A 22,438-nucleotide genomic window follows, 5' to 3' on the forward strand; every position below is an offset into this window, starting at 1 on the left:
CCGCTTTTCCCGGCGCTTTGCACTTGCCGCGCGCCGCCACACCGCCTGCATCACACCAACAACAACGAAGGAGACCTTGCATGGCTGTCCGTGATTCCGCATCCCGTCCCACCACCCGCTTCGCGCTCGCCACCCTGGCGCTCGCCACCGGCCTGCTCTGCAACACCGCGCAGGCCCAGACGCAAGGCGCCGAAACCCTGCACGCCCAGATCGAAACCCGCGCCAAGGCCGTCGAGAAACAACTCATCGCGTGGCGCCGCGATATCCACCAGCATCCGGAACTGGGCAACTACGAGACGCGCACCGCCAAGCTCGTGGCCGACCAGCTGCGCAAGCTCGGCATGGAAGTGAAGACGGGCGTGGCCAAGACCGGCGTGGTCGGCGTGCTCAAGGGCGGCAAGCCCGGCCCGGTAGTGGCGCTGCGCGCCGACATGGATGCGCTGCCGGTCAAGGAACGCGTGGACGTGCCGTTCGCGTCGAAGGCCAAGGGCCAGTACCTGGGCAAGGAAGTGGACGTGATGCACGCCTGCGGCCATGACACGCACGTGGCGATTTTGATGGCCACCGCCGAGGTGCTGGCCGGCATGAAGGACCAGCTGCCCGGCACGGTCAAGTTCATCTTCCAGCCGGCCGAGGAAAGCCCGGCCGACTTCGAACCGAATGGCTCCAACACCTGGGGCGCCAAGCAGATGGTGTCCGAGGGCGTGCTGGACAATCCCAAGGTCGATGCGATCTTCGGCCTGCACGTGAGCAGCGGCATCGAATCGGGCAAGCTGGGCTGGCGCAGCGGCCCCTCGATGGCGGCGGCCGACCAGTTCTGGATCGACGTCAAGGGCCGCCAGACCCACGGCGCGCGGCCGTGGGGCGGGATCGACCCGATCGTGGTGGCGTCGCAGATCGTGATGGGCCTGCAGACCATCCAGAGCCGCCAGGTCAACGCCATGCTGGAGCCGTCGGTGATTACCGTGGGCACCATCCACGGCGGCAACCGCATGAACATCGTGCCGGAGAAGGTCGAGATGATGGGCACCGTGCGCACCTATGACGAAGGCATGAAGAAGGACATCCATGCCCGCATGAAGCGCACCACCGAGGCCATCGCCACCAGCGCCGGCGCCGAGGCCAGCTTCCGCGTGGTGGAGTTGTACAACGCCACCATCAACCAGCCGGCCCTGACCGAGAAGATGGCGCCCACGCTGCAGCGCGTGGCCGGCGAAGGCAACTGGATGATCACGCCCAAGGCGACCGCGTCGGAGGACTTCTCGTTCTACCAGGAGAAGGTCCCGGGCCTGTTCTTCAACCTCGGGGTGACGCCCAAGGGCCAGGATGTGACCAAGGCGCCTTCCAACCACTCGCCTGAGTTCTATGTGGACGAGCCGGCGCTGATCAACGGCGTGCGCGCCCTGTCCAGCCTGACCGTGGACTACATGGTGATGGCGCAGCGCTGAGCGGCTCGCCCGGGGCGCTGCGGCGGGGCTACAATAGCGCTTTTGCCGCGTTGCAGCCCCGCGCGGCAAGCGCCCGACCTTCATCCGCCATGCCCCTGATCCTCCAGAGCACCGCCCCGCTTTCCCCAGCCGACCTCGACACCGCCCGCACCCTGGCCCGCGCCTCTGAACTGGTGCTGCGCAGCGAGACCGTCGCCGCCGCCGAGGAATGCGCGCCGCTGACGCCGGCGCTGCGCGATGCGCTGGACGATTTCTGCGGCCCGCGCGCGATCGACTGGGCAGTGGTGCCCGCGGGGCGCAAGCTGTCCGACTTCCACCTGGTGGCGATGGACATGGACTCGACCCTGATCACGATCGAGTGCATCGACGAGATCGCAGATTTCTGCGGCCTCAAGGCCGAGGTCTCGGCCATCACCGAAGCCGCCATGCGCGGCGAGATCACCGATTTCAACGAAAGCCTGCGCCGCCGCGTGGCCCTGCTCAAGGGCCTGGACGCCAGCGTGCTGGACCGCGTCTATGAAGAGCGCCTGCGGCTGTCGCCGGGCGCCGAGCGCATGCTGCAGACCGTGCAGGCGCTGGGCCTGCGCACGCTGCTGGTGTCGGGCGGCTTCGTGCATTTCACCGAGAAGCTCAAGGCACGGCTCCAGCTCGACGTGACCCGCGCCAATACGCTGGAGATCGTCGACGGCAAGCTGACCGGCAATGTCGTCGGCGAGATCGTCAACGCCGACGTCAAGGCCCGCACCGTGCAGGAAGTCTGCGCCCGGATCGGAGCCACGCCGGACCAGGCCATCGTCATGGGCGATGGCTCCAACGACCTGAAGATGATGGCCGTGGCCGGCCTGTCGGTGGCATTCCGGGCCAAGCCGGTGGTGCGCACGCAAGCCAGCGTCGCGTTCAACCACGTCGGCCTGGACGGCCTGCTGGCGCTGTTCCCGCACTGATCCCGGGCCGCAGACAACGCGGCAATGCGCGCCGGGCGGCAAGCGCCCGGCCGGCCCCACCCGCGCGGGCCGCCTGCGACTCGTCGCCACAGCCAGCGCAAGTCCCTCCCCCAAGTGCAGATGAATCCCCACTGAGACGCAACGTCTACTTAGCGCTTGCCTCTTCAAATGCGAATCATTACCATTAATGTTTCGTTTATCTGACATTTCCCCATGCAAGTTCTGGCCGTCCTTCTTGGCCTGGCTGCGGCTGCGTGCCTGTACCTGGCCGCGCCCAACCAGGTCCTGCTGCCGCCCGGCAGGGTCACGCAACCGCGTATGCTGGGCTGGCTGGGCCTGGTCCTGGTCGTCGTCAGCACCTGGCTGTGGAGCAACACCGATGGCTGGCCCGCAGCCATTGCCGCCAGCCTGGTGACCGTGCCCTGCGCGCTGTCGGTATGGCCCTTTATCGCCACCTATGCCGCGCGCAAGCGCCGGGCAGCACGGGAGCAACGGGCATGAGCGCAGACCGCTCCGCAATGGGCACCAAATGGCTTGCCGGTGCGCTGCTCGGGCTGCCGCTGGCGGTGGCGCTGTGCACGCTGTTGATCCTGTGGCTGCCGGGCGGCTGGGAAACCGGCATCGTCGCGGCCGTGGTGGCCTGCCTGCCGGTGTGGGTGGCCATCATCAGCGCCAGCCTGCTGTTCCGTTCCAGCCGCACTGCCTGGGTCTGGCTGGGCGGCGCCAACCTGCTCTGCTTCGGCGCGCTCTGGCTGCTGCGCCTGGCCAGGCTGGCGCCGACGGCACTGGCCGCCTCCTGAGAACGCCATCATGAAAACCGCAACCCTGCGCCTGTACCAGACGCTGCATACCTGGGTCGGCCTGATGGCCGGCTGGGCCCTGTTTATCGCCTTCTTTGCCGGGGCGGTCACCGTGTTCCACCATGAGCTGCACGTTTGGCAGTCGCCGTCGCGGCTGAAAGGCAATGCGCAGTTCGAGGCCAGTACCGACCCGGCCGCGGTCGACCGCTTCATGCAGAAGCTGGTCGCGATCCACCCCGAGGCCGCGGCCAGCTCATACGTGATCATGCCGTCGGAGGGAGAGCCCAATATCGCGGCCTACTGGCAGGACCAGGCCGGCGAGTGGCAGATGACCACCGACGCCCGCCTGGCCGGCGGCGCCGCGATGCAGCGCGACACCTCGCGCGACCAGGTGATCGGCGAACTGTCGGCATTCCTGAACAGCCTGCACTACTCGCTGGGGATCCCGGTCGGCGGCATCTATTTCATGGGCGCGATCTCGGTGCTGTACGGGCTGGCACTGGTATCGGGCGTGCTGCTGCACCTGCCACGGCTGAAGAAGGACCTGTTTGCAGTGCGCCCCGGGCGCAACCTGAAGCGCTTCTGGATGGACACCCACAATGTGCTGGGCCTGTTCAGCCTGCCTTTCCACCTGGTCTTTGCCATCACCGGCGCGCTGTTCTGCCTGTCGCTGGTGCTGATGATGGCGTTCAACACACTGACCTTCGATGGCCGCCTGTTCGAGGCGGTGCCCCGCGCCACCACCGCCGTGCCGGAAGTGGCCGCGGCCAACCGCGCGGTGCCGACCATGCCCACGGCAACGCTGATGCAGATCGCGCGCGAGCACGGCGGCGAGCGATTCACGCCCGAGTCGTTCCGCTTCCAGCGCTATGGCGACGCCAACGCCGTGGTGGAGGTGCGCGGCACCAGCACGCAGGCACTCGGCAACCTGGGCTCGGTCGGCATCCATGCCGCCAGCGGCGAGCCCAACGCGGGCCAGCTGACCGCCAACCAGACCGCCGGCACGCGCGACAGCAACCACGGGCTCTACAGCGCGCTGTACGCACTGCATTTCGGCACTTTCGGCGAGCTGCCGGTGCGGCTGGTCTACCTGCTGGCCGGGCTCGCCGGCGCCTTCCTGTTCTATTCAGGCAACCTGCTGTGGATCGAGTCACGGCGCAAGCTGCGCCAGGCCGAGCAGCCTCGCGTGCACCGGCTGCTGGCGCAGGGCACGGTCGGCGTGTGCATCGGCTGCTGCATCGGCGTGGCGCTGTGCTTCCCGGCGGCGCTGCTGTGGCCGGAGCGCGCGGTGAGCTACACGTATTTCACGGTGTTTGTCCTGGCCTGTGCCTGGGCGCTGCTGCGCCCGCCGGTGCGCGCCGCGGTGGAACTGCTCTACGCCGCCGCGCTGGCGTGGCTGACGGTGCCGCTGGCGAATGCGATCCTGACCGGCGACCACCTGCTGCACAGCATCCCCAGCGGGCACTGGATCATCGCCGGCTTCGATATCGGCGCGATCGCGCTGGCCACGGGCTTTGTCGCCCTGGCCCGCGCCACGCAGCGCCGCGCGCGCAGTGGGCCGGCGGAGTCGGTCTGGGCGATGCCGCGGGCAGCCCAAGCCGCCCAGACCGCCAGGCCCACCGCGGGCGCCAAGGCGATGCCCAGCACGGATACGCCCTGAGCGCATGGCGCCCGCACGCGAGAACGGACGCAGCAGCGTCCGTTTTTGTTTCCTGGGCAGCACCAGCCCGGCCCCTGCCCTACACTATCTCAGGCCAACAACATCGAGCCTACCGCCATGGAATCGACCTTCCACCAGTTTTCCGAACTGTTCGCCCAGCTCGGCCTGGCCTCCGACGAAGCCAGCATCCGCAGCTTTATCGGCACGCACGCCCCGCTGCCCGACGATGTCGAGCTGGCCGAGGCACCGTTCTGGACCCCCGCCCAGGCCACGCTGCTGCGCGACGAACTGCTGGACGACGCCGACTGGGCCGAGGTCGTCGACCAGCTCAATCTCGCCCTGAGACAGCCGGCCTGAGGCCGCTTACGCGGCCAGCGTAGCCTCCAGCGCCTGGCGCAGGTCGGCGATCAGGTCGCGCGTGTCTTCCAGGCCGATATAAAGCCGCACCAGTTCGCCGGCATCCTGCCAGCCGGCCGGCGGCCAGGTGCCCGCCGGGCGCATGCCCTGCACGTGGTACGGCACGGCCAGGCTGTGGGCACCGCCCCAGGACCAGCCGATCGCAAACAGCTGCAGCGCCTCGACCAAGGCATCCACCTGCTGGCGTGTATAGCGTGCCCGCAGGATGATGGCAAAGAGCCCGCTGGCACCGGTGAAATCGCGCCGCCAGCTGGCGTGGCCGGGGCAGTCCGGCAGCGCAGGATGCAGCACGCGCGCAACCTCGGGCCGCTGGCGCAGCCACTCCGCCACTTCGCGGGCCGCACGGTCATGCGCGGCCAGGCGCACCGGCAGGCTCGGCAGCCCGCGCAGCACCAGGTGGCAGTCATCGGCGGAAACACCCCAGCCCATCAGCATGCGGGTGCGCTTGAGGCGGTCATGCAGCGCATCGTCGCAGGTCAGCACCGCGCCCATCAGCACGTCGCTGCCGCCGGACTGGTACTTGGTCAGCGCCTGCACCGAGATGTCGATGCCCTTGTCGAACGGGCGGAAGTAGATGCCGGCAGACCAGGTATTGTCGATCGCGGTCAGCACGCCGTGCGCCCTGGCCGCGGCGACGATGGCGTCGCTGTCGGGCACTTCCATGGTCACCGAACCGGGCGACTCCATCCAGATCAGGCGCGTATTCGGCCGGATCATCGCCGCCATCGCAGCAGCGTCCATCGGGTCGTAGTAGCGCACGGTCACGCCGAATTCGCGTGCCAGCCACTCGCCGTGGTCGCGGTTGGGGCCGTAGACGTTGTGCGGAACCAGCACGTCGTCGCCGCTCTTGAGCAGCGCGAAGTAGACCAGCGAGATCGCCGCCAGCCCCGACGGCTGCAGCAGCGTGTGGCGCGCGCCCTCCAGCAGCGCCAGGTGCTGGCACAGCGCCTCGCTGGTGGGCGTGGCGTGCAGGCCATAGCGCCAGTAGGTGGTGGCACCGTCGCCATGGGCGCGTAGTTCGGCGAGGTTGCGGAACACCACGGTGGAGCCGCGGTGCGTGGCGGGAGAGAACGAGGCAAAGCCGGGCGCGATCTCCAGCTCGGGCTGGACCGCAACGGTTTGCAGGTAATGGGCGGGCGACGCGGGCTTGTCGGATGGCGAATCGGACACGGCGGTTTCCTTGCTGGCTGCTGGCCGGACACGGCGCGCTGCCCCGGCGGTATCGCCCGGGCAGAAGCGTGGCACGGTCAGGAATGAGACTCGATGAGCCTCCGAGCTTACCAGCAAATGCCGGCCGCGCCACCGGCGATGGCAACGGCGGACACTAGTAAGCGGCTTACCAGCCGGAAATCGAGGACTTCGGCGGCGGCGGCGCGTAAGTGACGCCGCTGTTGGGCCTCATGTCGAACGGGGGGATCACCAGCACGCCCAGAGGGCGGATAAAGAACGGCAGCACGATGGCCGGGTTGAACGCGTCGGTCCAGGTGCCGCGCACGGCGCCGCTGGCGTCGATGCTGCCTTCCCAGTTGCCCGATACGCGGGTGCCGTCGTCGGACTCCTCCATCAGGAAGGCGCCGTCCTCCCACTCGCCTGCCAGCAGGCGCACACCGGCGCCACGGCCGGCGTATTCGCCACGCACGCTGTCGCGCTCGTCAGGCTTGGGGCCCAGGCGCAGCCGCACCGGCTGGTCGCCGACCTTGCCGACGTAGACCGGCAGCGACGCATATTCCGGCCGCGGCGCCAGGGGTTTTGGCGCGCCAGTGGAAAGCGAGGTGCCGCCGCGCCGGGCTTCGCCGTCGCGAATGGCCTGGTTGATGCCCAGGCCTTCGCCGCCGGCTGGCCCGGTGTTAACCGGGCCGGTCGACAGCTCGGTCGCCGGCGCTGCCTGCGCCGTGCCCGCCAGCGCGAGCACGGCGGCCAGGCCGAGCGCGCAGAGGTTCTTCGTCAGCGAAGCAAGGCGCAAGGCTAACCTCAGATACGCTCGAAGATGGCGGCAATGCCCTGCCCGCCGCCGATGCACATCGTCACCAGCGCGTAGCGGCCCTGCACGCGGTTCAGCTCATGCAGCGCCTTCACCGTGATCAGGGCACCGGTGGCGCCGATCGGGTGGCCCAGCGAGATGCCCGAGCCGTTCGGGTTAACCTTGGCCGGGTCCAGACCGAGCGCCTTGGTCACGGCGCACGCCTGTGCGGCAAAAGCTTCGTTGGCTTCGATCACGTCCAGGTCCGACACCTGCAGGCCGGCGCGCTCCAGCGCGATCTTCGTCGCCGGCACCGGGCCGATGCCCATGGCCTTCGGGTCCACGCCGGCATGGCCGTACGACACCAGGCGGGCCAGCGGCTTCAGGCCGCGGCGCTCGGCTTCGGCGCGCTCCATCATCACCACCGCGGCGGCGGCGTCGTTCAGGCCCGAGGCATTGCCGGCCGTGACCGTGCCGTTTTCCTTGACGAAGACCGGCCTGAGCTTGGTCATGTCGTCGATGGTGGCGTCATGGCGCACGTGCTCGTCGGTATCGAAGGTCACGTCGCCCTTGCGGCCCTTGCTCACCACCGGGACGATCTGGTCCTTGAAGTAGCCGGCCTTGATCGCTGCCGAAGCGCGGCGGTGCGATTCCAGCGCGGCCTCGTCCTGCTGCGCGCGCGAGATGTCGTATTCCTTGGCGACATTCTCGGCGGTCACGCCCATGTGGATGCGATGGAAGGGATCGTGCAGCGCACCCAGCATCATGTCGACCAGGCCGGCGTCGCCCATGCGTGCGCCCCAGCGCGCTGCCGGCGCCAGGTACGGTGCGCGGCTCATGCTTTCCGCGCCGCCGCCGATGGCGACGTCGGTATCGCCCAGCAGGATGGTCTGCGCGGCGCTGACAATGGCCTGCAGGCCCGAGCCGCACAGGCGGTTCACGGTCAGCGCGGGGGCGTTGATCGTCACCCCGCCGTTGACGGCCGCGACGCGGCCCAGATACATGTCGCGCGGCTCGGTCTGGATCACGTTGCCGAATACCACGTGGCCGACATCGTCGCCCGACACCTGCGCGCGCGCCAGCGCCTCGCGCACCACCAGTGCGCCCAGCTCCGCCGGTGCCACATCCTTCAGGCTGCCGCCAAAGGTCCCGATCGCGGTACGGACACCGCTTACCACTACCACTTCACGCGTCATGACTTTGTCTCCATGAGGTTATGTTGCACCGCACAGTATAGCGGGACGCGGACGAAATCGAACGAGCGTACTTTTACCTAATCAACCCGTTTCAGACCTCGCCCCACAGGTCGTGGCCATCGGCGCCGGTGATCTTCACGTCGACGAACTCGCCGGCGCGATAGCGCTGGGCGTGGCGTTCCGGCGGCGCGATATAGACGAGGCCGTCGATTTCCGGCGCATCCGCGGACGAACGGCCGATGCCGCCATCCTGGTTGACCTCGTCCACCAGCACGCGCAGGGTCTGGCCGACCTTGCGCTGCAGGCGGCGCGCCGAGACCTCTTCGGCCACTTCCATGAAGCGGGCGCGGCGTTCCTCGCGCACCTCGTCGGGCAGCGCGCCCGGCAGGTCATTGGCGGTGGCGCCCTCCACCGGCGAGTAGGCGAAGCAGCCGACGCGGTCCAGTTCGGCTTCGGCGATAAAGTCGAGCAGGGTCTGGAACTCCGCCTCGGTCTCGCCCGGGAAGCCGGCGATAAAGGTGCTGCGGATGGTCAGCTCAGGGCAGATCTCGCGCCAGGCGCGGATGCGGTCCATGGTCTTCTCGGCATTGGCCGGGCGCTTCATGCGCTTGAGCACGTCCGGGTGCGCGTGCTGCAGCGGCACATCGAGGTACGGCAGCACATGGCCCTGCGACATCAGCGGGATGATCTCGTCGACGTGCGGGTACGGGTAGACATAATGCAGGCGCACCCAGGCACCGTACTGCGCGGCCAGCTCGCCCAGCGCCGCCACCAGCTCGGTCATGCGGGTCCTGAGCGGACGGCCGTTCCAGAAGCCGGTGCGGTACTTGACGTCGACGCCATAGGCACTGGTGTCCTGCGAGATCACCAGCAGCTCCTTGACGCCGGCCTTGAACAGGTTCTCGGCCTCCAGCATGACCTCGGCCACCGGGCGCGACACCAGGTCGCCGCGCATCGACGGGATGATGCAGAACGAGCAACGGTGGTTGCAGCCCTCGGAAATCTTCAGGTAGGCGTAATGCTTGGGCGTCAGCTTGATGCCGGCGGCCGGCACCAGGTCGGTGAACGGGTCATGCGGCTTGGGCAGGTGCGTGTGCACCGCCTGCATCACCTCGCCCAGCGCATGCGGGCCGGTCACGGCCAGCACCTTGGGGTGCACCGACGACACGATGTCGTGGCCCGCCGCATCCTTCTTCGCACCCAGGCAGCCGGTGACGATGACCTTGCCGTTCTCGGTCAGGGCCTCGCCGATGGCGTCCAGGCTCTCCTGCACGGCCTCGTCGATAAAGCCGCAGGTATTGACCACGACCAGGTCAGCGCCGTCATAGGTGCCGCTGATGGCATAGCCCTCGGCGCGCAGCTGGGTGATGATCTGCTCGGAGTCGACCAGGGCCTTGGGGCAGCCAAGGGAAACGAATCCCACACGCGGACTATGGTCTTTCTGGGTCGTTGATTCTGAAGGGTTTTTCACAGTGCAATCCGAATGTGGGGGCGGGCGCGGCGAATATGCGGGGACAAGGCCGGCAGCCGGTGAGCCAATCGCGCATTTTAACCGTTTGCCATGAATTCTCGGCGCCTGACACCATACATGTGGCCCAGGCTGCGTCATTCCGGCGCGGTCGCGGCTCCCGGCAGGCCTTCCAGGACCCGCTCTATCTCCATCGAGTCCTGCATGCGCCGGATGGCCGCATGCAGTTCGGCGGCCTGTGGCCAGGTCCGCTTGAGATAGCTGAGCCACAGTTTCACGCGCCCATGCTCATGGCACGACGCGATACGGGCATGCAGCTTTTTCAGGTAGGTGGCGATCTGGCGCAGCACCAGCGGCCACTCCTGGTCCGACGGCGAACCGTCCATCAGCCCGCGAATGCGCAAGGCCAGGAAAGGATCGGACACGGCGCCGCGCCCGATCATCACGTCGGCGCAACCGCTGACGGCCCGGCAACGCTCCCAGTCGGCGACGGTCCAGACATCTCCGTTGGCAATCACCGGCACGTCCACCGCCGCCGCAATGCGCGCGATCCAGTCCCAGTGGGCCGGCGGCCGGTAGCCATGGTCCCGCGTCCGGGCATGCACGACGAGCGAAGCCGCGCCGCCTTCGGCCAGCGCCGTGGCGCAATCAATGGCCAGCGAGGCATCGGAAACGCCCAGCCGCATTTTTGCCGTCACGGCGATATGGGCCGGCACCGCCGCGCGCACGGACGCGACGATCCGGTTCAACAACTCAGGATTCGTCAGCAGCATGGCACCGCCGCCATGCCGGTTGACGACCTTGGCGGGGCAGCCGAAGTTCAGGTCGATGCCATGCGGCGACAAGGTCGCGGCATAGGCCGCATTGCGCGCCAGCCATTCCGGATCGCTGCCGAGCAACTGGATCACCATCGGCGTGCCGCTGCGGGTATAGCCGCCGGCGAGGATTTCGGGCGTATCGCGCTCGTAGACGCGGGCGGGAAGCAACGAACCGGTCACCCGGACGAACTCGGACACACAGCCGTCGTAGCCGCCAGTGTCGGTCAGCACGTCGCGCAAGACGTAGTCGGCAAGCCCTTCCATGGGGGCCAGGAACAGCCGGCTCATGGCGAAGCCTTCATCGAAGCAGAGAGCCGGGCCTTAAGGGGCGGACGAGCATATTGGATAACGGAGGGCATGGGTTTTCGCGCACAAAAGGCGAGTCCACACTGAGCCGCCGCTGGAGAGAGTTGCGTGATTGCGTGCGCCGGGGACGCAGACCGCGCATTCTACCTGCTTTGCATCAGCACGGTTTTCAGGGATCGGCGATTCTCATACCGTAGCCCACAGGCTACGGTAAGGTATGCTCAGCATCCGGACAACCCAAATTTCCGGGTTCAATGAGGAATTCCGGGGAACGTTAAAGCCCTTGGCGGTGGAGTCAGCGAAATGCGCGTGGACCACGGCCCGGGCTACCGCATCTACTTTCAGCAACGCGGCCAGGTAATTGTGATCCTGCTCTGCGGAGGCAACAAGTCGACCCAGCACGCTGATATCGAAAGAGCACGCAGTCTGGCGGCCAATCTTGATCTGGAGTGAGCCATGAAGGAACCAACCCGCCCCTGGGACTCCGCCGAGCATCTGAGGAACGATCAGGAGATCGCCGCCTACCTGGATGCCTGCCTGGCCGAGGCCGGCGACGACGATCGATTCATTGCCTACGCACTCGGGGTGGTGGCGCGTGCGCGCGGCATGACGCGACTGGCCCGCGAAACGGGCCTTTCGCGCGAAAGCCTCTACCGCTCGCTGTCAGGCGAAGGCAATCCGGAGTTCGGGACGATCTGGAAGGTGATGCGGGCGCTGGGCATCCGCCTGCATGCGAGCGCTGGCTGAGTGCCAGCCAGCGTGCGGGATATGCGGCGGGTGTAGCGCCCGCCGCTGCCAGTGTCTTACTTCTTGTCCGGCTGGTTGAACGGGAACGTCCCGAACATATTTTTGGCCTGGCTTTGCATCTGCTCCTGCATCTGCACGAACAGGTTCTTGCTCTGCTCGATGTAGTTGCTCATCATGCCCTGCATCATCGGGCCCTGCATGTTCATGAACTGCGACCACATGTCGGGGCTGAAGGTTTCGCCGGAATACAGGCCCTTGGAGTTCTCGGCCAGCTTGTTCTGGATGTCGATGAAGGCCTGGATGTTCTTTTCCAGGTAGGTGCCCATCATGCCCTGCATGGCATGGCCGTAGAAGCGGATGATCTGCGACAGCATCGCGCTGGAGAACATCGGCACGCCGCCCGTTTCTTCTTCCAGGATGATCTGCAGCAAGATGCTGCGGGTCAGTTCGTCACCAGACTTGGCGTCGACGACCTTGAATTCTTCTGAATCCATGACCAGCTGCTTGACGTCGGCCAGGGTGATGTAGGTGCTGGTCTGGGTGTCGTAGAGCCTACGGTTCGGATACTTTTTGATCAGTCGCTCTGCGCCTTTTTTGGTCGTGGCCATCGGTGCTCTGTCCTTGTGTCATCGCTGTTTGCGCGCTGCTGCACCGCATGGGGTGCAGTGCGCAAATCGGTATCGCCCGCGCCATCTGCTTGTTGTCGTGCCGGCCATCTGGTGGCCCGTTCGCGCATGGCTGCGCGTGGCGGCCTGCAGCCTCGCCCCCGCGAGGGCCGCGCTGCACGAACATGGTGCTGGCTGCGCCGCTGCCCTGATTCTATGCCCAACAAGGCACTAAGAAAAGCGACGGGGCTTAAGGAAAACCCGGTGAATTGGCGCAAAAAGCGAGGAATGCCGCGCGGGCAGAAACGATTCGCGGGCCTTGACGGCCCGCGAAACGGGCGGCGAAACGAAACGCCCGCCGCCTTGTGCGCCGCGCTGGCTGCACCGCAATACGCGGGCGCCAGCGCCGGCTGCCGACTGGTTGAACCAGGCCGGCAGGTCAGCCCATATGCAGGCCGCCGTTGAGCGAGAAGTCGGCGCCGGTCGAGAAACCGGACTCCTCCGACGACAACCAGGCGCAGATCGAGGCGATCTCTTCCGGCAGGCCCAGGCGCTTGACCGGGATCGTCGCGACGATCTTGTCGAGCACGTCCTGGCGGATCGCCTTGACCATGTCGGTGGCGATATAGCCCGGAGAGACCGTGTTGACGGTCACGCCCTTGGTCGCCACTTCCTGCGCCAGTGCCATGGTGAAGCCATGCAGGCCGGCCTTGGCGGTGGAGTAGTTGGTCTGGCCGAACTGGCCCTTCTGCCCGTTCACCGACGAGATGTTGACGATGCGGCCCCAGCCACGGTCGGCCATGCCGTCGATCACCTGCTTGGTGACGTTGAACAGCGAGGTCAGGTTGGTGTCGATCACCGCATCCCAGTCGGCGCGGGTCATCTTGCGGAACACCACGTCGCGGGTGATACCGGCGTTGTTGATCAGCACATCAACCTCGCCGACCTCGGACTTGACCTTGTCGAATGCGGTCTTGGTCGAGTCCCAGTCAGCCACATTGCCTTCCGAGGCAATGAAATCGAAGCCCAGGGCCTTCTGCTGCTCCAGCCACTTTTCGCGGCGCGGCGAGTTGGGGCCGCAACCGGCCACCACACGAAAGCCATCCTTGGCCAGCCGCTGGCAAATGGCGGTTCCGATACCACCCATGCCGCCGGTCACATACGCAATGCGCTGAGTCATGTCCACTCCTTGATTGGCTTCGTTATCGTCGCCGGGTCCGCGCCAACCGCGCGCGGCCCCGGAAAACCCCTTCCTTATTTGCGCTCGACTGCCAGCGCCACGCCCATGCCGCCGCCGATGCACAGCGAGGCCAGGCCCTTCTTCGCGTCACGGCGCTTCATCTCGTGCAGCAGCGTCACCAGGATACGGCAGCCCGACGCGCCGATCGGGTGGCCGATGGCGATGGCGCCGCCGTTCACATTGACCTTGGAGGTGTCCCAGCCCATCTGCTGGTGCACCGCCAGCGCCTGCGCGGCAAAGGCCTCGTTGATCTCCATCAGGTCCAGGTCTTGCGGGGTCCACTCGGCGCGCGACAGGGCGCGCTTGGAGGCCGGCACCGGGCCCATGCCCATCACCTTGGGATCGACACCGGCGTTGGCATAGCTCTTGATCGTGGCCAGCGGGGTCAGGCCCAGTTCCTTGGCCTTGGCCGCCGACATCACCACCACCGCGGCGGCGCCGTCGTTCAGGCCCGAGGCGTTGGCCGCGGTCACCGTGCCGGCCTTGTCGAAGGCGGGCTTGAGGCCGGACATGCTGTCCAGCGTGGCGCCCTGGCGCACGAACTCGTCGGTCTTGAAGGCCACCGGGTCGCCCTTGCGCTGCGGGATCAGCACCGGGACGATCTCTTCGTCAAACTTGCCGGCCTTCTGCGCGGCTTCGGCCTTGTTCTGCGAGCCGACGGCGAACTCATCCTGCGCCTCGCGTGTGATGCCGTATTCCTTGGCCACGTTCTCGGCGGTGATGCCCATGTGGTACTGGTTGTACACGTCCCACAGGCCGTCGACGATCATGGTGTCGACCAGCTTGGCATCGCCCATGCGGAAACCATCGCGCGAGCCCGGCAGCACGTGCGGGGCGGCGCTCATGTTTTCCTGGCCGCCGGCCACCACGATCTCGGCGTCGCCCGCCATGATCGCGTTGGCGGCCAGCATCACGGCCTTCAGGCCCGAGCCGCACACCTTGTTGATGGTCATGGCCGGCACCATCGCCGGCAGGCCGGCCTTGATCGCGGCCTGGCGTGCGGGGTTCTGGCCCGAACCGGCGGTCAGCACCTGGCCCATGATGACTTCGCTCACCTGCTCCGGCTTGACGCCGGCGCGCTCCAGCGCGGCCTTGATGACCACGGCACCCAGTTCCGGTGCCGGGATCTTGGCCAGCGAGCCGCCAAACTTGCCGACCGCGGTGCGGGCGGCGGATACGATGACAACGTCAGTCATTGTGTAGTCCTTTCAATGGAAACGGGAGGGAACCTGCAAGCCTGCCGGCGCCGTGCATGACGCACGCCGGCACTCATGCAAGCGTCATGCCTTGGCTTTGACGTATCGCCCAGGCGCGGGTTCGATTGCGCGATAGCGCGCATTGCCATAGTTGGCGGGCGCGGCGCGTTTCGCGCCGGCCTGCCCGGCCAGCCATGCGGTCCAGTCCGGCCACCAGCTGCCGTGATGCTCGATGGCGCCGGCCAGCCATTGCTGCGGCGACTCCGGCAGCGCATCGTTAGTCCAGTGGCTGCGCTTGTTCTTGGCCGGCGGGTTGATCACACCGGCGATATGGCCCGACGCACCCAGCACGAAGCGCAGCTTGTTCGCCAGCAGCGCGGTCGAGGCATAGGCCGCGGTCCACGGCACGATATGGTCTTCGCGCGAGCCGTAGATATAGGTCGGCACGTCGATGCTGGCCAGGTCCACCGGCACGCCGCACACGGTCAGCTTGCCCGGTACCTTGAGCTCGTTCTGCAGGTACGTGTGGCGCAGATACCAGCAGTACCACGGCCCCGGCAGGTTGGTGGCGTCGCCGTTCCAGAACAGCAGGTCGAACGGCACCGGCGTGTTGCCCTTCAGGTAGTTGTCGACCACGTAGTTCCACACCAGGTCGTTCGGGCGCAGGAACGAGAAGGTATTGGCCAGCTCAAGGCCGCGCAGCAGCGCGCACGGCGCGCCGGCGCCGCCGCCCAGCGTGGCCTCGCGCAACTGCACATGGCCCTCGTCGACAAAGACGTCGAGGATGCCGGTGTCGGCAAAGTCCAGCAGCGTGGTCAGCAGCGTGACGCTGGCGGCCGGGTGCTCGCCGCGCGCGGCCAGCACCGCCAGCGCGGTCGAGACAATGGTGCCGCCCACGCAGAAGCCGAGCACGTTGATCTTGTCCTGGCCGCTGATGTCGCGCGCGACTTCGATGGCGCGGATGGCCGCGTGCTCGATGTAGTCGTCCCAGGTGCTGCCGGCCATGCTGGCGTCCGGATTGCGCCACGACACCAGAAACACCGTATGTCCCTGCTCCACCACATGGCGCACCAGCGAGCTCTCCGGCTGCAGGTCCAGGATGTAGTACTTGTTGATGCACGGCGGCACCATCAGCAGCGGGCGCGCGTGCACCTTGTCGGTCAGCGGCTTGTACTGCAACAGCTGGAAGTACTCGTTCTCGAAGACCACGGCGCCTTCGGTCACCGCGACATTGCGGCCGACCTCAAACGCGCTCTCGTCGGTCTGCGAGATCTTGCCGCGTGTCAGGTCTTCCATCATGTTGCGCACGCCGGCACGCAGCGATTCGCCGCCCGACTCGATCAGCAGGCGCTGCGCCTCGGGATTGGTGGCAAGGAAGTTGGCGGGCGACATCGCATCGACCCATTGCGAGATCGCGAAGCGGATGCGCTGGCGCGTCTTGGCATCGGCCTCGACGGCATCGGCCAGCTCGGTCAAGGCGCGCGCATTGAGCAGGTAGAACGCGGCAGCGAAGCGATATGGGAGGTTGGTGCGCCATGCGTCGCCGGCGAAGCGCCGGTCGTGCAGCGGACCGGTGGCCTCGGCCTTGCCCTCGGCCATAGCCTGCCACAGCGCTGAGAAGTCCTTCATGTAGCGCTGCTGGATATCACCCAGCTGCGCCGGCGCGATCTTGACGCCTGCCAGCGCATCCAGGCCCGGAATGCCGGACGCGGCAGCGTGGCCGTTGCCTTCAGTGCCCTGCCACTGGCGGGACCATTCCAGCCATGTGGCTGGATCGAATGGCCCCGGCGTGAACTTGAATGGTTGGGACTTGCCTTCCTGCGTGGAAGCTGCCGCGCCTTTGCCGGTCGCCATGATTTGATTGTCTCTCTGCCGTCACTATTCGAACCGGCTCCGGGCATTGCCCTGGCCGGCACTTTGCATGGGGAGATGCTATCCGAATGGACCCGGCTTGCGCCTCCCCCAAAGCGGGAGGGTCTGCCGGCACATCTGCCCTGGAACTGGCTGGAAGCCCTCGACCGCACCTGCTGCGGCCGCGGCTTGCGTCCATTCCGATAGCGGCTCCCCTTTTATCCGGCAAGCGCGACATCCTCGCATGGAGACGCCATGCGCTATGCTTGCCGGAGAAACCTGGGAATCGTCAGCGATTCCGAGACATTTGAGTCCATTGTTGCCTTGCAACGCACGCGCTGTCAATGCGGGAATCCGCCTCGGCACTGCACGCTTCCCGACCTACCGGACGGTATGCAGCGCTCGCATCTGCCGAGGCCCCAGAGCATAGGCGAGAAGGATGAATTTTTGATGTACATCGTGGCCATTGGCTGGCTCTACGTGGCGCTGATGATGGCGATCACCGAGCACAACGTGGTGGCAGGCGTTGCCACCTTCCTGATGTATGGCATGGCGCCGGTGGCGCTGGTGCTCTACATCATGGGCACGCCCGGCCGCCGCCGACGCAAGGCTGAAGCCGAGCGCGCGCAGGCGGCCAGGGGCAAGGACGAGTGAGGCAGCGGCGGGCTCAGTCCGCCAGCCAGACCAGGCTGGCCATGCGGCCGGTCACGCCATCGCGCCGATAGGAGTAGAAGCGACCGGCGTCGGCCACGGTGCAGGCGTCGCCGCCGTAGACCTCGGTACAGCCGGCGCGCGCCAGGCGCGTGCGCGCCAGCGCATAGATGTCGGCAAGGTACTTGCCCGGGGCACCAGGGCGGAAGGCTGCGGCAACCGCGACCTGTTCATCGGCGCGTGCCTGGGCCAGGAAGGCATCGCGCACTTCGGCACCCACCTCGAACGCATCGGGGCCGATGGCCGGGCCCAGCCATGCCAGCCAGCGCGCGGCACCGGCAGCGGCCTGCATCCGTGACAGCGTGGCTTCGATCACGCCGCTGCACAGGCCGCGCCAGCCCGCATGCGCGGCGCCCACCACCGTCCCCTGCGCATCGCATAGCAGCACCGGCAGGCAATCCGCCGTCATCACGGCGCAGACTTGGCCGGGTACCACCGCCAGGCTCGCGTCGGCCTGGGGCACGGGCGCGCCCGGGGCCGCCACATGGTCGACCGTGGCGACCGCGCAGCCATGCACCTGCTCCAGCCATTGCGGCATCGACGGCAGGCAGGCGGCCAGCCGCGCGCGGTTGCGCGCCACGTCGGCGGCGTCGTCGCCAACGTGGGTGCCCAGGTTCAGGCCGCCGGGGGCGCCGCCGGCAAGCCCGTACGGGCCCTTGCTGACACCGCCCTGGCGCGTGGTTGACAACGCGCGCACACGCGCCGGCGCGGGCCAGTCAGGGACCAGCCAGGCGCGATCAGGCGCTGCGCTCATCGTCATCGTCGTCCTCGTCATCACCAGCGTATTCCCAGTGGGCCTCGCCGCCTTCCCAGACTTCGTCCCAGCCTTCTTCTTCCTCGTCGGCCTGCGCGCTTTCAAAATCCAGCGCATCGATCAGCGCCTGCAGGTCCTGCGGCGGCTGCGCGGTCCACGACATGCGCTTGCCGGTGGCCGGATGCACCAGGCCGAGCTGGTACGCATGCAGCGCCTGGCGCTCATACGGCACCGGCAGCGGTGCGCGGACCGCCGGGCGCTGCCCGCGCTGCGTGGCGCGGAAGTAGGCCGGGTCGCCCACCAGCGGGTGGCCGATCGACTCGAAATGCACGCGGATCTGGTGCGTGCGGCCGGTCTCCAGCTTGCACATCACCATCGACACGAAGCCCCGCCCCAGCGGCACCGTGGCCAGCGTGCGGAAATGCGTGCGCGACGGCTTGCCGCTGGCGGTATGCACGACCGCCATGCGCGTGCGCTCGCGCGGGTCGCGGCCGATGGGCGCGTCGATGGTGCCCTCGTCATAGGTGCGGCCCCACACCAGCGCGATATAGGTGCGCTTGACCGTGCGCGCCTGCAGCTGGCGCACCAGGTCGGTCTGCGCGGTCAGCGAGCGCGCCACCACCATCAGGCCGGAGGTTTCCTTGTCGAGCCGGTGCACGATGCCCGCGCGCGGCAGCAACGCTGCGCCGGGGTCGCGGTGCAGCAACCCGTTGAGCACGGTGCCGCTCCAGTTACCGGCAGCCGGATGCACCACCAGCCCGGCGGGCTTGTTGATCACCAGCAGGGTGTCGTCTTCATAGACCACGTCCAGCGGCACGTCCTCGGGCGAGAAAGCGGACGATTCCGGTGCGGCCTGCGGCTGGATTTCGATGCGGTTGCCCATCTGCACGGCGTCGCGCGGACGGCGCACGTGGCCGTCGACACGCACCGCGCCGCTTTCGATCCACTGCTGCAGGCGGCTGCGTGAAAACTCGCTGAAGTGACGCGCGAGCAATTTATCGAGCCGCTCGCCATGCGAGGCGCTGTCCACCTCCAGCGACAGGGTCACGGCCGGCTCGGCAGCCGGCGCGCCGCCGGGCGGCACCTCGGCAAGGTCTTCAAATTCCTCTGGATGGGCCTCGAAATCGGCCACGGACGCGGCTGCGCGCACCCGTTCTGGTGGAAGTCCTCCCACGCCAGCTCCTGCTTCGGGGTTGGGCTGGGGGCTTGGGCTATAATGCTTGACGCTATTTTTCTTCATCCGGGATACGATTGCCCATGCAATTGCAGAGCATGAAACGCGCGCGCTGGCGCACGACAATTGGAGCGGTTCTGCTCGCAGGCGGCTGCGTCATGCTGTCTGCATGCGGCCTGCTGGCGGACCAACCCGACGAGACCGCAGGCTGGTCGGCCAACAAATTATATTCGGAAGCCAAGGATGCGCTGGATGGCGGCGACTACACGCGTGCCGTCAAGCTGTATGAAAAGCTCGAAGGCCGCTATCCGTTTGGGCGCTATGCACAGCAGGCCCAGATCGATACCGCCTACGCCAACTACAAGGATGGTGAAACGGCAGCAGCCCTGGCCGCGGTGGACCGCTTCATCCAGCTGCACCCGAACCATCCCAATATCGATTACGCCTACTACCTCAAGGGCCTGATCAACTTCAACGACAACCTGGGCTGGCTGGGCCGCTTCTCGGGCCAGGACCTGAGCGAGCGCGACCCCAAGGCCGCGCGCGCCGCCTATGACGCGTTCAATACGCTGATCACGCGCTACCCGGAAAGCAAGTACACCCCCGACGCCACGCTGCGCATGCAGTACATCGTCAACTCGCTGGCCCAGCACGAAGTGCACGCCGCGCGCTACTACTACCGGCGCGGCGCATACCTCGCCGCCGTCAACCGCGCCCAGCAGGCGCTGAAGGACTATGACGGCGCTCCGGCCAACGAAGAAGCGCTGTACATCATGGTCCGTTCATATGACGCGATGGGAATGAAGGACCTGCGCGACGACACCGCACGCGTGATGGAGCGCAATTTCCCGGACAGCGATTTCATCAAGTACGGCGCGCGCCGCAAAGACAAGTCCTGGTGGGAAGTGTTCTGACGCCGGCTGGCCAGAGGCCATAAAAAACGGGACGTATCCTCCGATACGTCCCGTTTTTCTTTTTCCGGCACCTGTGCGATCAGTCCGCTGCTGCGGCCTCCTTGCCAGGACCGCGCAGCGACTCCAGGAACCGCACCACCGTCGCCGCCTCACGCGTGCGCGTGAACGGCGGCAGGCTTTGCCAGATCTGACGGCCATAGGGCTTCTCGACCAGCCGCGTATCGAAGATCGCCAGCACGCCGCGGTCCGATTCCGAGCGGATCAGCCGCCCCGCCCCCTGCTTGAGCGTGATCACCGCATGCGGCAGCTGGTGCACGGCAAACGGGCTCAGGCCCTTCTTCTGCAGCACTTCCATGCGCGCGGCCAGCACCGGGTCGTCGGGCGGCGCGAACGGCAGCTTGTCGATGATCACCAGCGACAGCGCCTCGCCGCGCACATCCACGCCCTCCCAGAAGCTCTGGCTTCCGACCAGCACCGCGTTGCCCAGCTCGCGAAAGCGGTCCAGCAATTCGGTGCGGCTGGCCTGGCCCTGCACCAGCAGCGGCAGGTTCAGGCCGCGCTCGGCAAACGCGTCATAAAGCAGGTCCGAGGCACGCTGCACGGCGCGCAGCGTGGTGCACAGCAGGAAGGTGCGTCCGCCGGCGGCCTCGATCAGCGGCAATGCCGCCTGCACCACCGCGTCGGTGAACTGCGGCGACTGCGGCTGCGGCATATCGCGCGGCACGTAGAGCAGCCCCTGCTTCGCGTAATCGAACGGGCTGGGCAGCGTCAGCGAGCGGTCCTTGTCGAGCCCCAGCTGCGCCGCGTAGTGGGTGAAATTCCCCTTCACCGACAGCGTCGCCGAGGTGAAAACCCAGGCGCGCGGCTGGCCGTCGCGCTGGCGCGTGAAGATCGGCGCGATCGACAGCGGCGTGCGGTGCAGCTGCACAGTATGCGAGAACACCTCGACCCAGCGCACGGTTTCAGGGCCGGCAGGCAGCGCCGGCGCGGCTTCGCCGTCGCCCTCGGTCGGCTGCGGTGCCGGCGCGGGCGCGGCATCGGCGCGCCACGCGGCCAGCTTGTTAGCCAGCTCCAGCGCGCGGCGGTGGCATTGCTGCAGCGATTCGGCACGCTCGGCCTGGCTTTCGAGCATCTCGACGAAGTCTGACAGGGCTTCGTCCAGCGCATCGAGCGTTTCGTTGAAAGGCTCGGCGATACGGCGGTCGGCCTCGATCTGGCCCAGCGCCAGCCGCGCATTGTCCTTGCTGAAGGCCAGGCGCAGGTCGCGCGCGGCGCGCTCCAGCGGCGCGGCCAGCGCAACCCAGTCCACCGCATCGCGCGCGTGCGACAGGCCTTCGGCCACGGTATCGCGGGCGATTTCCAGCAGCTGGCTGGTGGACAGCGTCTCGCCGAAGAACAGCGTGGCGGTCTCGGGCAGCTGGTGGGCTTCGTCGAAGATCACGGTGTTGGCGGCCGGCAGCAGTTCCGCCATGCCGGTGTCGCGCAGCACCACGTCGGCAAAGAACAGGTGATGGTTGACCACCACCACGTCGGCCTGCTGCGCTTCCTTGCGCGCGCGCATCACAAAGCATTCCTTGTAATGCGGGCATTCCGATCCCAGGCAGTTGTCGCGCGTGGAGGTCACCATCTGCCATACCGGCGCGTTCTCGGGAACGGACGCCAGCTCGGCCTTGTCGCCGGTGGAGGTTTCCTTGATGAAGCGGCCGATGTCGCGCAGCCACGCCGCATCCTGGCGCGACGCCAGGCGGCCGTTGGCCTGAGCGCGTTCCAGGTGGTAGTGGCAGACGTAGTTGGCGCGGCCCTTGAGCAGCGCCACCGAGACCGGCACGTTCAGCGCATGGCGCACCGTGGGGATGTCGCGCAGGAAGAGCTGGTCCTGCAGGTTCTTGGTGCCGGTCGACAGGATCACCTTGCCGCCCCACAGCATCGCCGGCACCAGGTAGGCGTAGGTCTTGCCGGTGCCGGTGCCCGCTTCGACGATGACGGAATCGTTCTGCACGATCGCGTCGGCGACGGCCTCGGCCATCTTGTGCTGCGAGGCGCGCGGCCGGTAGCCGGGAATCGCCTGGGCCAGCGTGCCGGTATCGGCAAAGATGGTGGCCAGTTCCGCGCCGCGGCTGGCGCCGTCGTCGGCGGGCGCGGCAGGCGCGGGCGACCCGGCGTCGGTCAGGCTGACGGCTTCGGACGGCTCAGGAGAATCTGGAAGATCGGACAAGGCAGGGGGAGAAT

22 protein-coding genes are annotated in these 22,438 nt (G+C 67.3%); 10 read left to right on the forward strand and 12 right to left on the reverse strand.

What is annotated here, in order from left to right; genetic code table 11:
- The first annotated feature begins 80 nt into the window (after nt 1-80).
- The 6 genes from AC3WRI_RS08345 to AC3WRI_RS08370 all read left to right on the forward strand — a co-directional run bounded on the left by AC3WRI_RS08345 (nt 81) and on the right by AC3WRI_RS08370 (nt 5,209).
- Entirely contained in the window at nt 81-1,448 is a 1,368-nt protein-coding gene (locus tag AC3WRI_RS08345; RefSeq protein WP_011615094.1) for an amidohydrolase, read from the forward strand.
- Between the two features lie 89 nt (nt 1,449-1,537).
- On the forward strand, nt 1,538-2,392 hold the full coding sequence (gene serB, locus AC3WRI_RS08350) for a phosphoserine phosphatase SerB (RefSeq protein ID WP_010810118.1): 855 nt from the start codon (nt 1,538-1,540) through the stop codon (nt 2,390-2,392).
- A 213-nt stretch (nt 2,393-2,605) separates the two neighbouring features.
- Nucleotides 2,606-2,893: a hypothetical protein gene (locus AC3WRI_RS08355; protein WP_011615093.1), complete on the forward strand. Its 288-nt coding sequence runs from the start codon at nt 2,606-2,608 to the stop codon at nt 2,891-2,893.
- Complete coding sequence (locus AC3WRI_RS08360) at nt 2,890-3,192, forward strand: hypothetical protein (protein WP_011615092.1); 303 nt, start codon at nt 2,890-2,892, stop codon at nt 3,190-3,192. Before AC3WRI_RS08355 ends, AC3WRI_RS08360 begins: the two co-directional genes overlap by 4 nt.
- A 10-nt stretch (nt 3,193-3,202) precedes the next feature.
- Nucleotides 3,203-4,852: a PepSY-associated TM helix domain-containing protein gene (locus AC3WRI_RS08365; RefSeq protein ID WP_011615091.1), complete on the forward strand. Its 1,650-nt coding sequence runs from the start codon at nt 3,203-3,205 to the stop codon at nt 4,850-4,852.
- Between the two features lie 117 nt (nt 4,853-4,969).
- Nucleotides 4,970-5,209, forward strand: a complete 240-nt coding sequence (locus tag AC3WRI_RS08370) for a DUF2789 domain-containing protein (protein WP_010810122.1) — start codon at nt 4,970-4,972, stop codon at nt 5,207-5,209.
- Nucleotides 5,210-5,215: 6 nt separating this feature from the next.
- On the opposite strand, the gene AC3WRI_RS08375 is transcribed toward AC3WRI_RS08370, so the two are convergent.
- The 5 genes from AC3WRI_RS08375 to AC3WRI_RS08395 all read right to left on the reverse strand — a co-directional run bounded on the left by AC3WRI_RS08375 (nt 5,216) and on the right by AC3WRI_RS08395 (nt 10,999).
- Nucleotides 5,216-6,439, reverse strand: a complete 1,224-nt coding sequence (locus AC3WRI_RS08375) for a cystathionine beta-lyase (RefSeq protein WP_011615090.1) — start codon at nt 6,437-6,439, stop codon at nt 5,216-5,218.
- Between the two features lie 166 nt (nt 6,440-6,605).
- A complete protein-coding gene (locus tag AC3WRI_RS08380) occupies nt 6,606-7,232 on the reverse strand; it encodes a hypothetical protein (RefSeq protein ID WP_010810124.1) in 627 nt (208 codons plus the stop codon).
- A gap of 8 nt (nt 7,233-7,240) precedes the next feature.
- Nucleotides 7,241-8,425: a beta-ketothiolase BktB gene (gene bktB / locus AC3WRI_RS08385; protein WP_011615089.1), complete on the reverse strand. Its 1,185-nt coding sequence runs from the start codon at nt 8,423-8,425 to the stop codon at nt 7,241-7,243.
- A 91-nt stretch (nt 8,426-8,516) separates the two neighbouring features.
- Complete coding sequence (gene rimO, locus AC3WRI_RS08390) at nt 8,517-9,896, reverse strand: 30S ribosomal protein S12 methylthiotransferase RimO (protein ID WP_492293098.1); 1,380 nt, start codon at nt 9,894-9,896, stop codon at nt 8,517-8,519.
- A gap of 134 nt (nt 9,897-10,030) precedes the next feature.
- The gene (locus AC3WRI_RS08395) at nt 10,031-10,999 is read right to left on the reverse strand and encodes a tRNA dihydrouridine synthase (RefSeq protein WP_439671585.1); all 969 of its coding nucleotides are present in this window, start codon (nt 10,997-10,999) and stop codon (nt 10,031-10,033) included.
- Between the two features lie 321 nt (nt 11,000-11,320).
- Here AC3WRI_RS08395 and AC3WRI_RS08400 point away from each other — a divergent pair, with 321 nt between their 5' ends.
- Nucleotides 11,321-11,470: a type II toxin-antitoxin system RelE/ParE family toxin gene (locus tag AC3WRI_RS08400; RefSeq protein ID WP_439671584.1), complete on the forward strand. Its 150-nt coding sequence runs from the start codon at nt 11,321-11,323 to the stop codon at nt 11,468-11,470.
- Between the two features lie 3 nt (nt 11,471-11,473).
- Nucleotides 11,474-11,764, forward strand: a complete 291-nt coding sequence (locus tag AC3WRI_RS08405) for an addiction module antidote protein (protein WP_010810129.1) — start codon at nt 11,474-11,476, stop codon at nt 11,762-11,764.
- 56 nt (nt 11,765-11,820) lie between these two features.
- Here AC3WRI_RS08405 and phaR read toward each other — a convergent pair whose 3' ends face one another.
- The 4 genes from phaR to AC3WRI_RS08425 form a co-directional block, all read right to left on the reverse strand.
- The gene (gene phaR, locus AC3WRI_RS08410; protein ID WP_010810130.1) at nt 11,821-12,372 is read right to left on the reverse strand and encodes a polyhydroxyalkanoate synthesis repressor PhaR; all 552 of its coding nucleotides are present in this window, start codon (nt 12,370-12,372) and stop codon (nt 11,821-11,823) included.
- Between the two features lie 436 nt (nt 12,373-12,808).
- Entirely contained in the window at nt 12,809-13,549 is a 741-nt protein-coding gene (locus tag AC3WRI_RS08415) for a 3-ketoacyl-ACP reductase (RefSeq protein WP_010810131.1), read from the reverse strand.
- Nucleotides 13,550-13,623: 74 nt separating this feature from the next.
- On the reverse strand, nt 13,624-14,805 hold the full coding sequence (locus tag AC3WRI_RS08420; protein WP_010810132.1) for an acetyl-CoA C-acetyltransferase: 1,182 nt from the start codon (nt 14,803-14,805) through the stop codon (nt 13,624-13,626).
- An 84-nt stretch (nt 14,806-14,889) separates the two neighbouring features.
- Complete coding sequence (locus AC3WRI_RS08425) at nt 14,890-16,659, reverse strand: class I poly(R)-hydroxyalkanoic acid synthase (protein ID WP_492293100.1); 1,770 nt, start codon at nt 16,657-16,659, stop codon at nt 14,890-14,892.
- 447 nt (nt 16,660-17,106) lie between these two features.
- Between AC3WRI_RS08425 and AC3WRI_RS08430 the strand changes: the two genes are divergently transcribed.
- Nucleotides 17,107-17,310, forward strand: coding sequence for a hypothetical protein (locus AC3WRI_RS08430; RefSeq protein WP_010810134.1), 204 nt, complete (start codon nt 17,107-17,109; stop codon nt 17,308-17,310).
- A 13-nt stretch (nt 17,311-17,323) separates the two neighbouring features.
- Here AC3WRI_RS08430 and pgeF read toward each other — a convergent pair whose 3' ends face one another.
- Nucleotides 17,324-18,121, reverse strand: coding sequence for a peptidoglycan editing factor PgeF (pgeF, locus tag AC3WRI_RS08435; RefSeq protein ID WP_041687280.1), 798 nt, complete (start codon nt 18,119-18,121; stop codon nt 17,324-17,326).
- Nucleotides 18,105-19,361 carry an RluA family pseudouridine synthase gene (locus AC3WRI_RS08440; protein ID WP_058697293.1) on the reverse strand — a complete coding sequence of 419 codons (1,257 nt, stop codon included), beginning with the start codon at nt 19,359-19,361 and terminating at the stop codon, nt 18,105-18,107. Before AC3WRI_RS08440 ends, pgeF begins: the two co-directional genes overlap by 17 nt.
- Before the next feature lie 17 nt (nt 19,362-19,378).
- Here AC3WRI_RS08440 and AC3WRI_RS08445 point away from each other — a divergent pair, with 17 nt between their 5' ends.
- A complete protein-coding gene (locus AC3WRI_RS08445) occupies nt 19,379-20,209 on the forward strand; it encodes an outer membrane protein assembly factor BamD (protein WP_011615082.1) in 831 nt (276 codons plus the stop codon).
- 79 nt (nt 20,210-20,288) lie between these two features.
- On the opposite strand, the gene yoaA is transcribed toward AC3WRI_RS08445, so the two are convergent.
- A complete protein-coding gene (gene yoaA / locus AC3WRI_RS08450; protein ID WP_010810138.1) occupies nt 20,289-22,424 on the reverse strand; it encodes a DNA repair helicase YoaA in 2,136 nt (711 codons plus the stop codon).
- Nucleotides 22,425-22,438: the final 14 nt, after the last annotated feature.

This window comes from Cupriavidus sp. FW305-27 (assembly GCF_058787995.1).

What these genes read in the sequence shown, in the direction of transcription:
- phaR (WP_010810130.1), bottom strand. Translation starts at nt 12,372, where the DNA reads ATGGCCACGACCAAAAAAGGCGCAGAGCGACTGATCAAAAAGTATCCG.
- AC3WRI_RS08360 (WP_011615092.1), top strand. Translation starts at nt 2,890, where the DNA reads ATGAGCGCAGACCGCTCCGCAATGGGCACCAAATGGCTTGCCGGTGCG.
- AC3WRI_RS08440 (WP_058697293.1), bottom strand. Translation starts at nt 19,361, where the DNA reads ATGAAGAAAAATAGCGTCAAGCATTATAGCCCAAGCCCCCAGCCCAAC.
- AC3WRI_RS08405 (WP_010810129.1), top strand. Translation starts at nt 11,474, where the DNA reads ATGAAGGAACCAACCCGCCCCTGGGACTCCGCCGAGCATCTGAGGAAC.
- AC3WRI_RS08370 (WP_010810122.1), top strand. Translation starts at nt 4,970, where the DNA reads ATGGAATCGACCTTCCACCAGTTTTCCGAACTGTTCGCCCAGCTCGGC.
- AC3WRI_RS08345 (WP_011615094.1), top strand. Translation starts at nt 81, where the DNA reads ATGGCTGTCCGTGATTCCGCATCCCGTCCCACCACCCGCTTCGCGCTC.
- AC3WRI_RS08355 (WP_011615093.1), top strand. Translation starts at nt 2,606, where the DNA reads ATGCAAGTTCTGGCCGTCCTTCTTGGCCTGGCTGCGGCTGCGTGCCTG.
- AC3WRI_RS08445 (WP_011615082.1), top strand. Translation starts at nt 19,379, where the DNA reads ATGCAATTGCAGAGCATGAAACGCGCGCGCTGGCGCACGACAATTGGA.
- AC3WRI_RS08365 (WP_011615091.1), top strand. Translation starts at nt 3,203, where the DNA reads ATGAAAACCGCAACCCTGCGCCTGTACCAGACGCTGCATACCTGGGTC.
- AC3WRI_RS08430 (WP_010810134.1), top strand. Translation starts at nt 17,107, where the DNA reads ATGTACATCGTGGCCATTGGCTGGCTCTACGTGGCGCTGATGATGGCG.
- AC3WRI_RS08415 (WP_010810131.1), bottom strand. Translation starts at nt 13,549, where the DNA reads ATGACTCAGCGCATTGCGTATGTGACCGGCGGCATGGGTGGTATCGGA.
- pgeF (WP_041687280.1), bottom strand. Translation starts at nt 18,121, where the DNA reads ATGAGCGCAGCGCCTGATCGCGCCTGGCTGGTCCCTGACTGGCCCGCG.
- serB (WP_010810118.1), top strand. Translation starts at nt 1,538, where the DNA reads ATGCCCCTGATCCTCCAGAGCACCGCCCCGCTTTCCCCAGCCGACCTC.
- AC3WRI_RS08400 (WP_439671584.1), top strand. Translation starts at nt 11,321, where the DNA reads ATGCGCGTGGACCACGGCCCGGGCTACCGCATCTACTTTCAGCAACGC.
- bktB (WP_011615089.1), bottom strand. Translation starts at nt 8,425, where the DNA reads ATGACGCGTGAAGTGGTAGTGGTAAGCGGTGTCCGTACCGCGATCGGG.
- AC3WRI_RS08395 (WP_439671585.1), bottom strand. Translation starts at nt 10,999, where the DNA reads ATGAGCCGGCTGTTCCTGGCCCCCATGGAAGGGCTTGCCGACTACGTC.
- AC3WRI_RS08425 (WP_492293100.1), bottom strand. Translation starts at nt 16,659, where the DNA reads ATGGCGACCGGCAAAGGCGCGGCAGCTTCCACGCAGGAAGGCAAGTCC.
- AC3WRI_RS08420 (WP_010810132.1), bottom strand. Translation starts at nt 14,805, where the DNA reads ATGACTGACGTTGTCATCGTATCCGCCGCCCGCACCGCGGTCGGCAAG.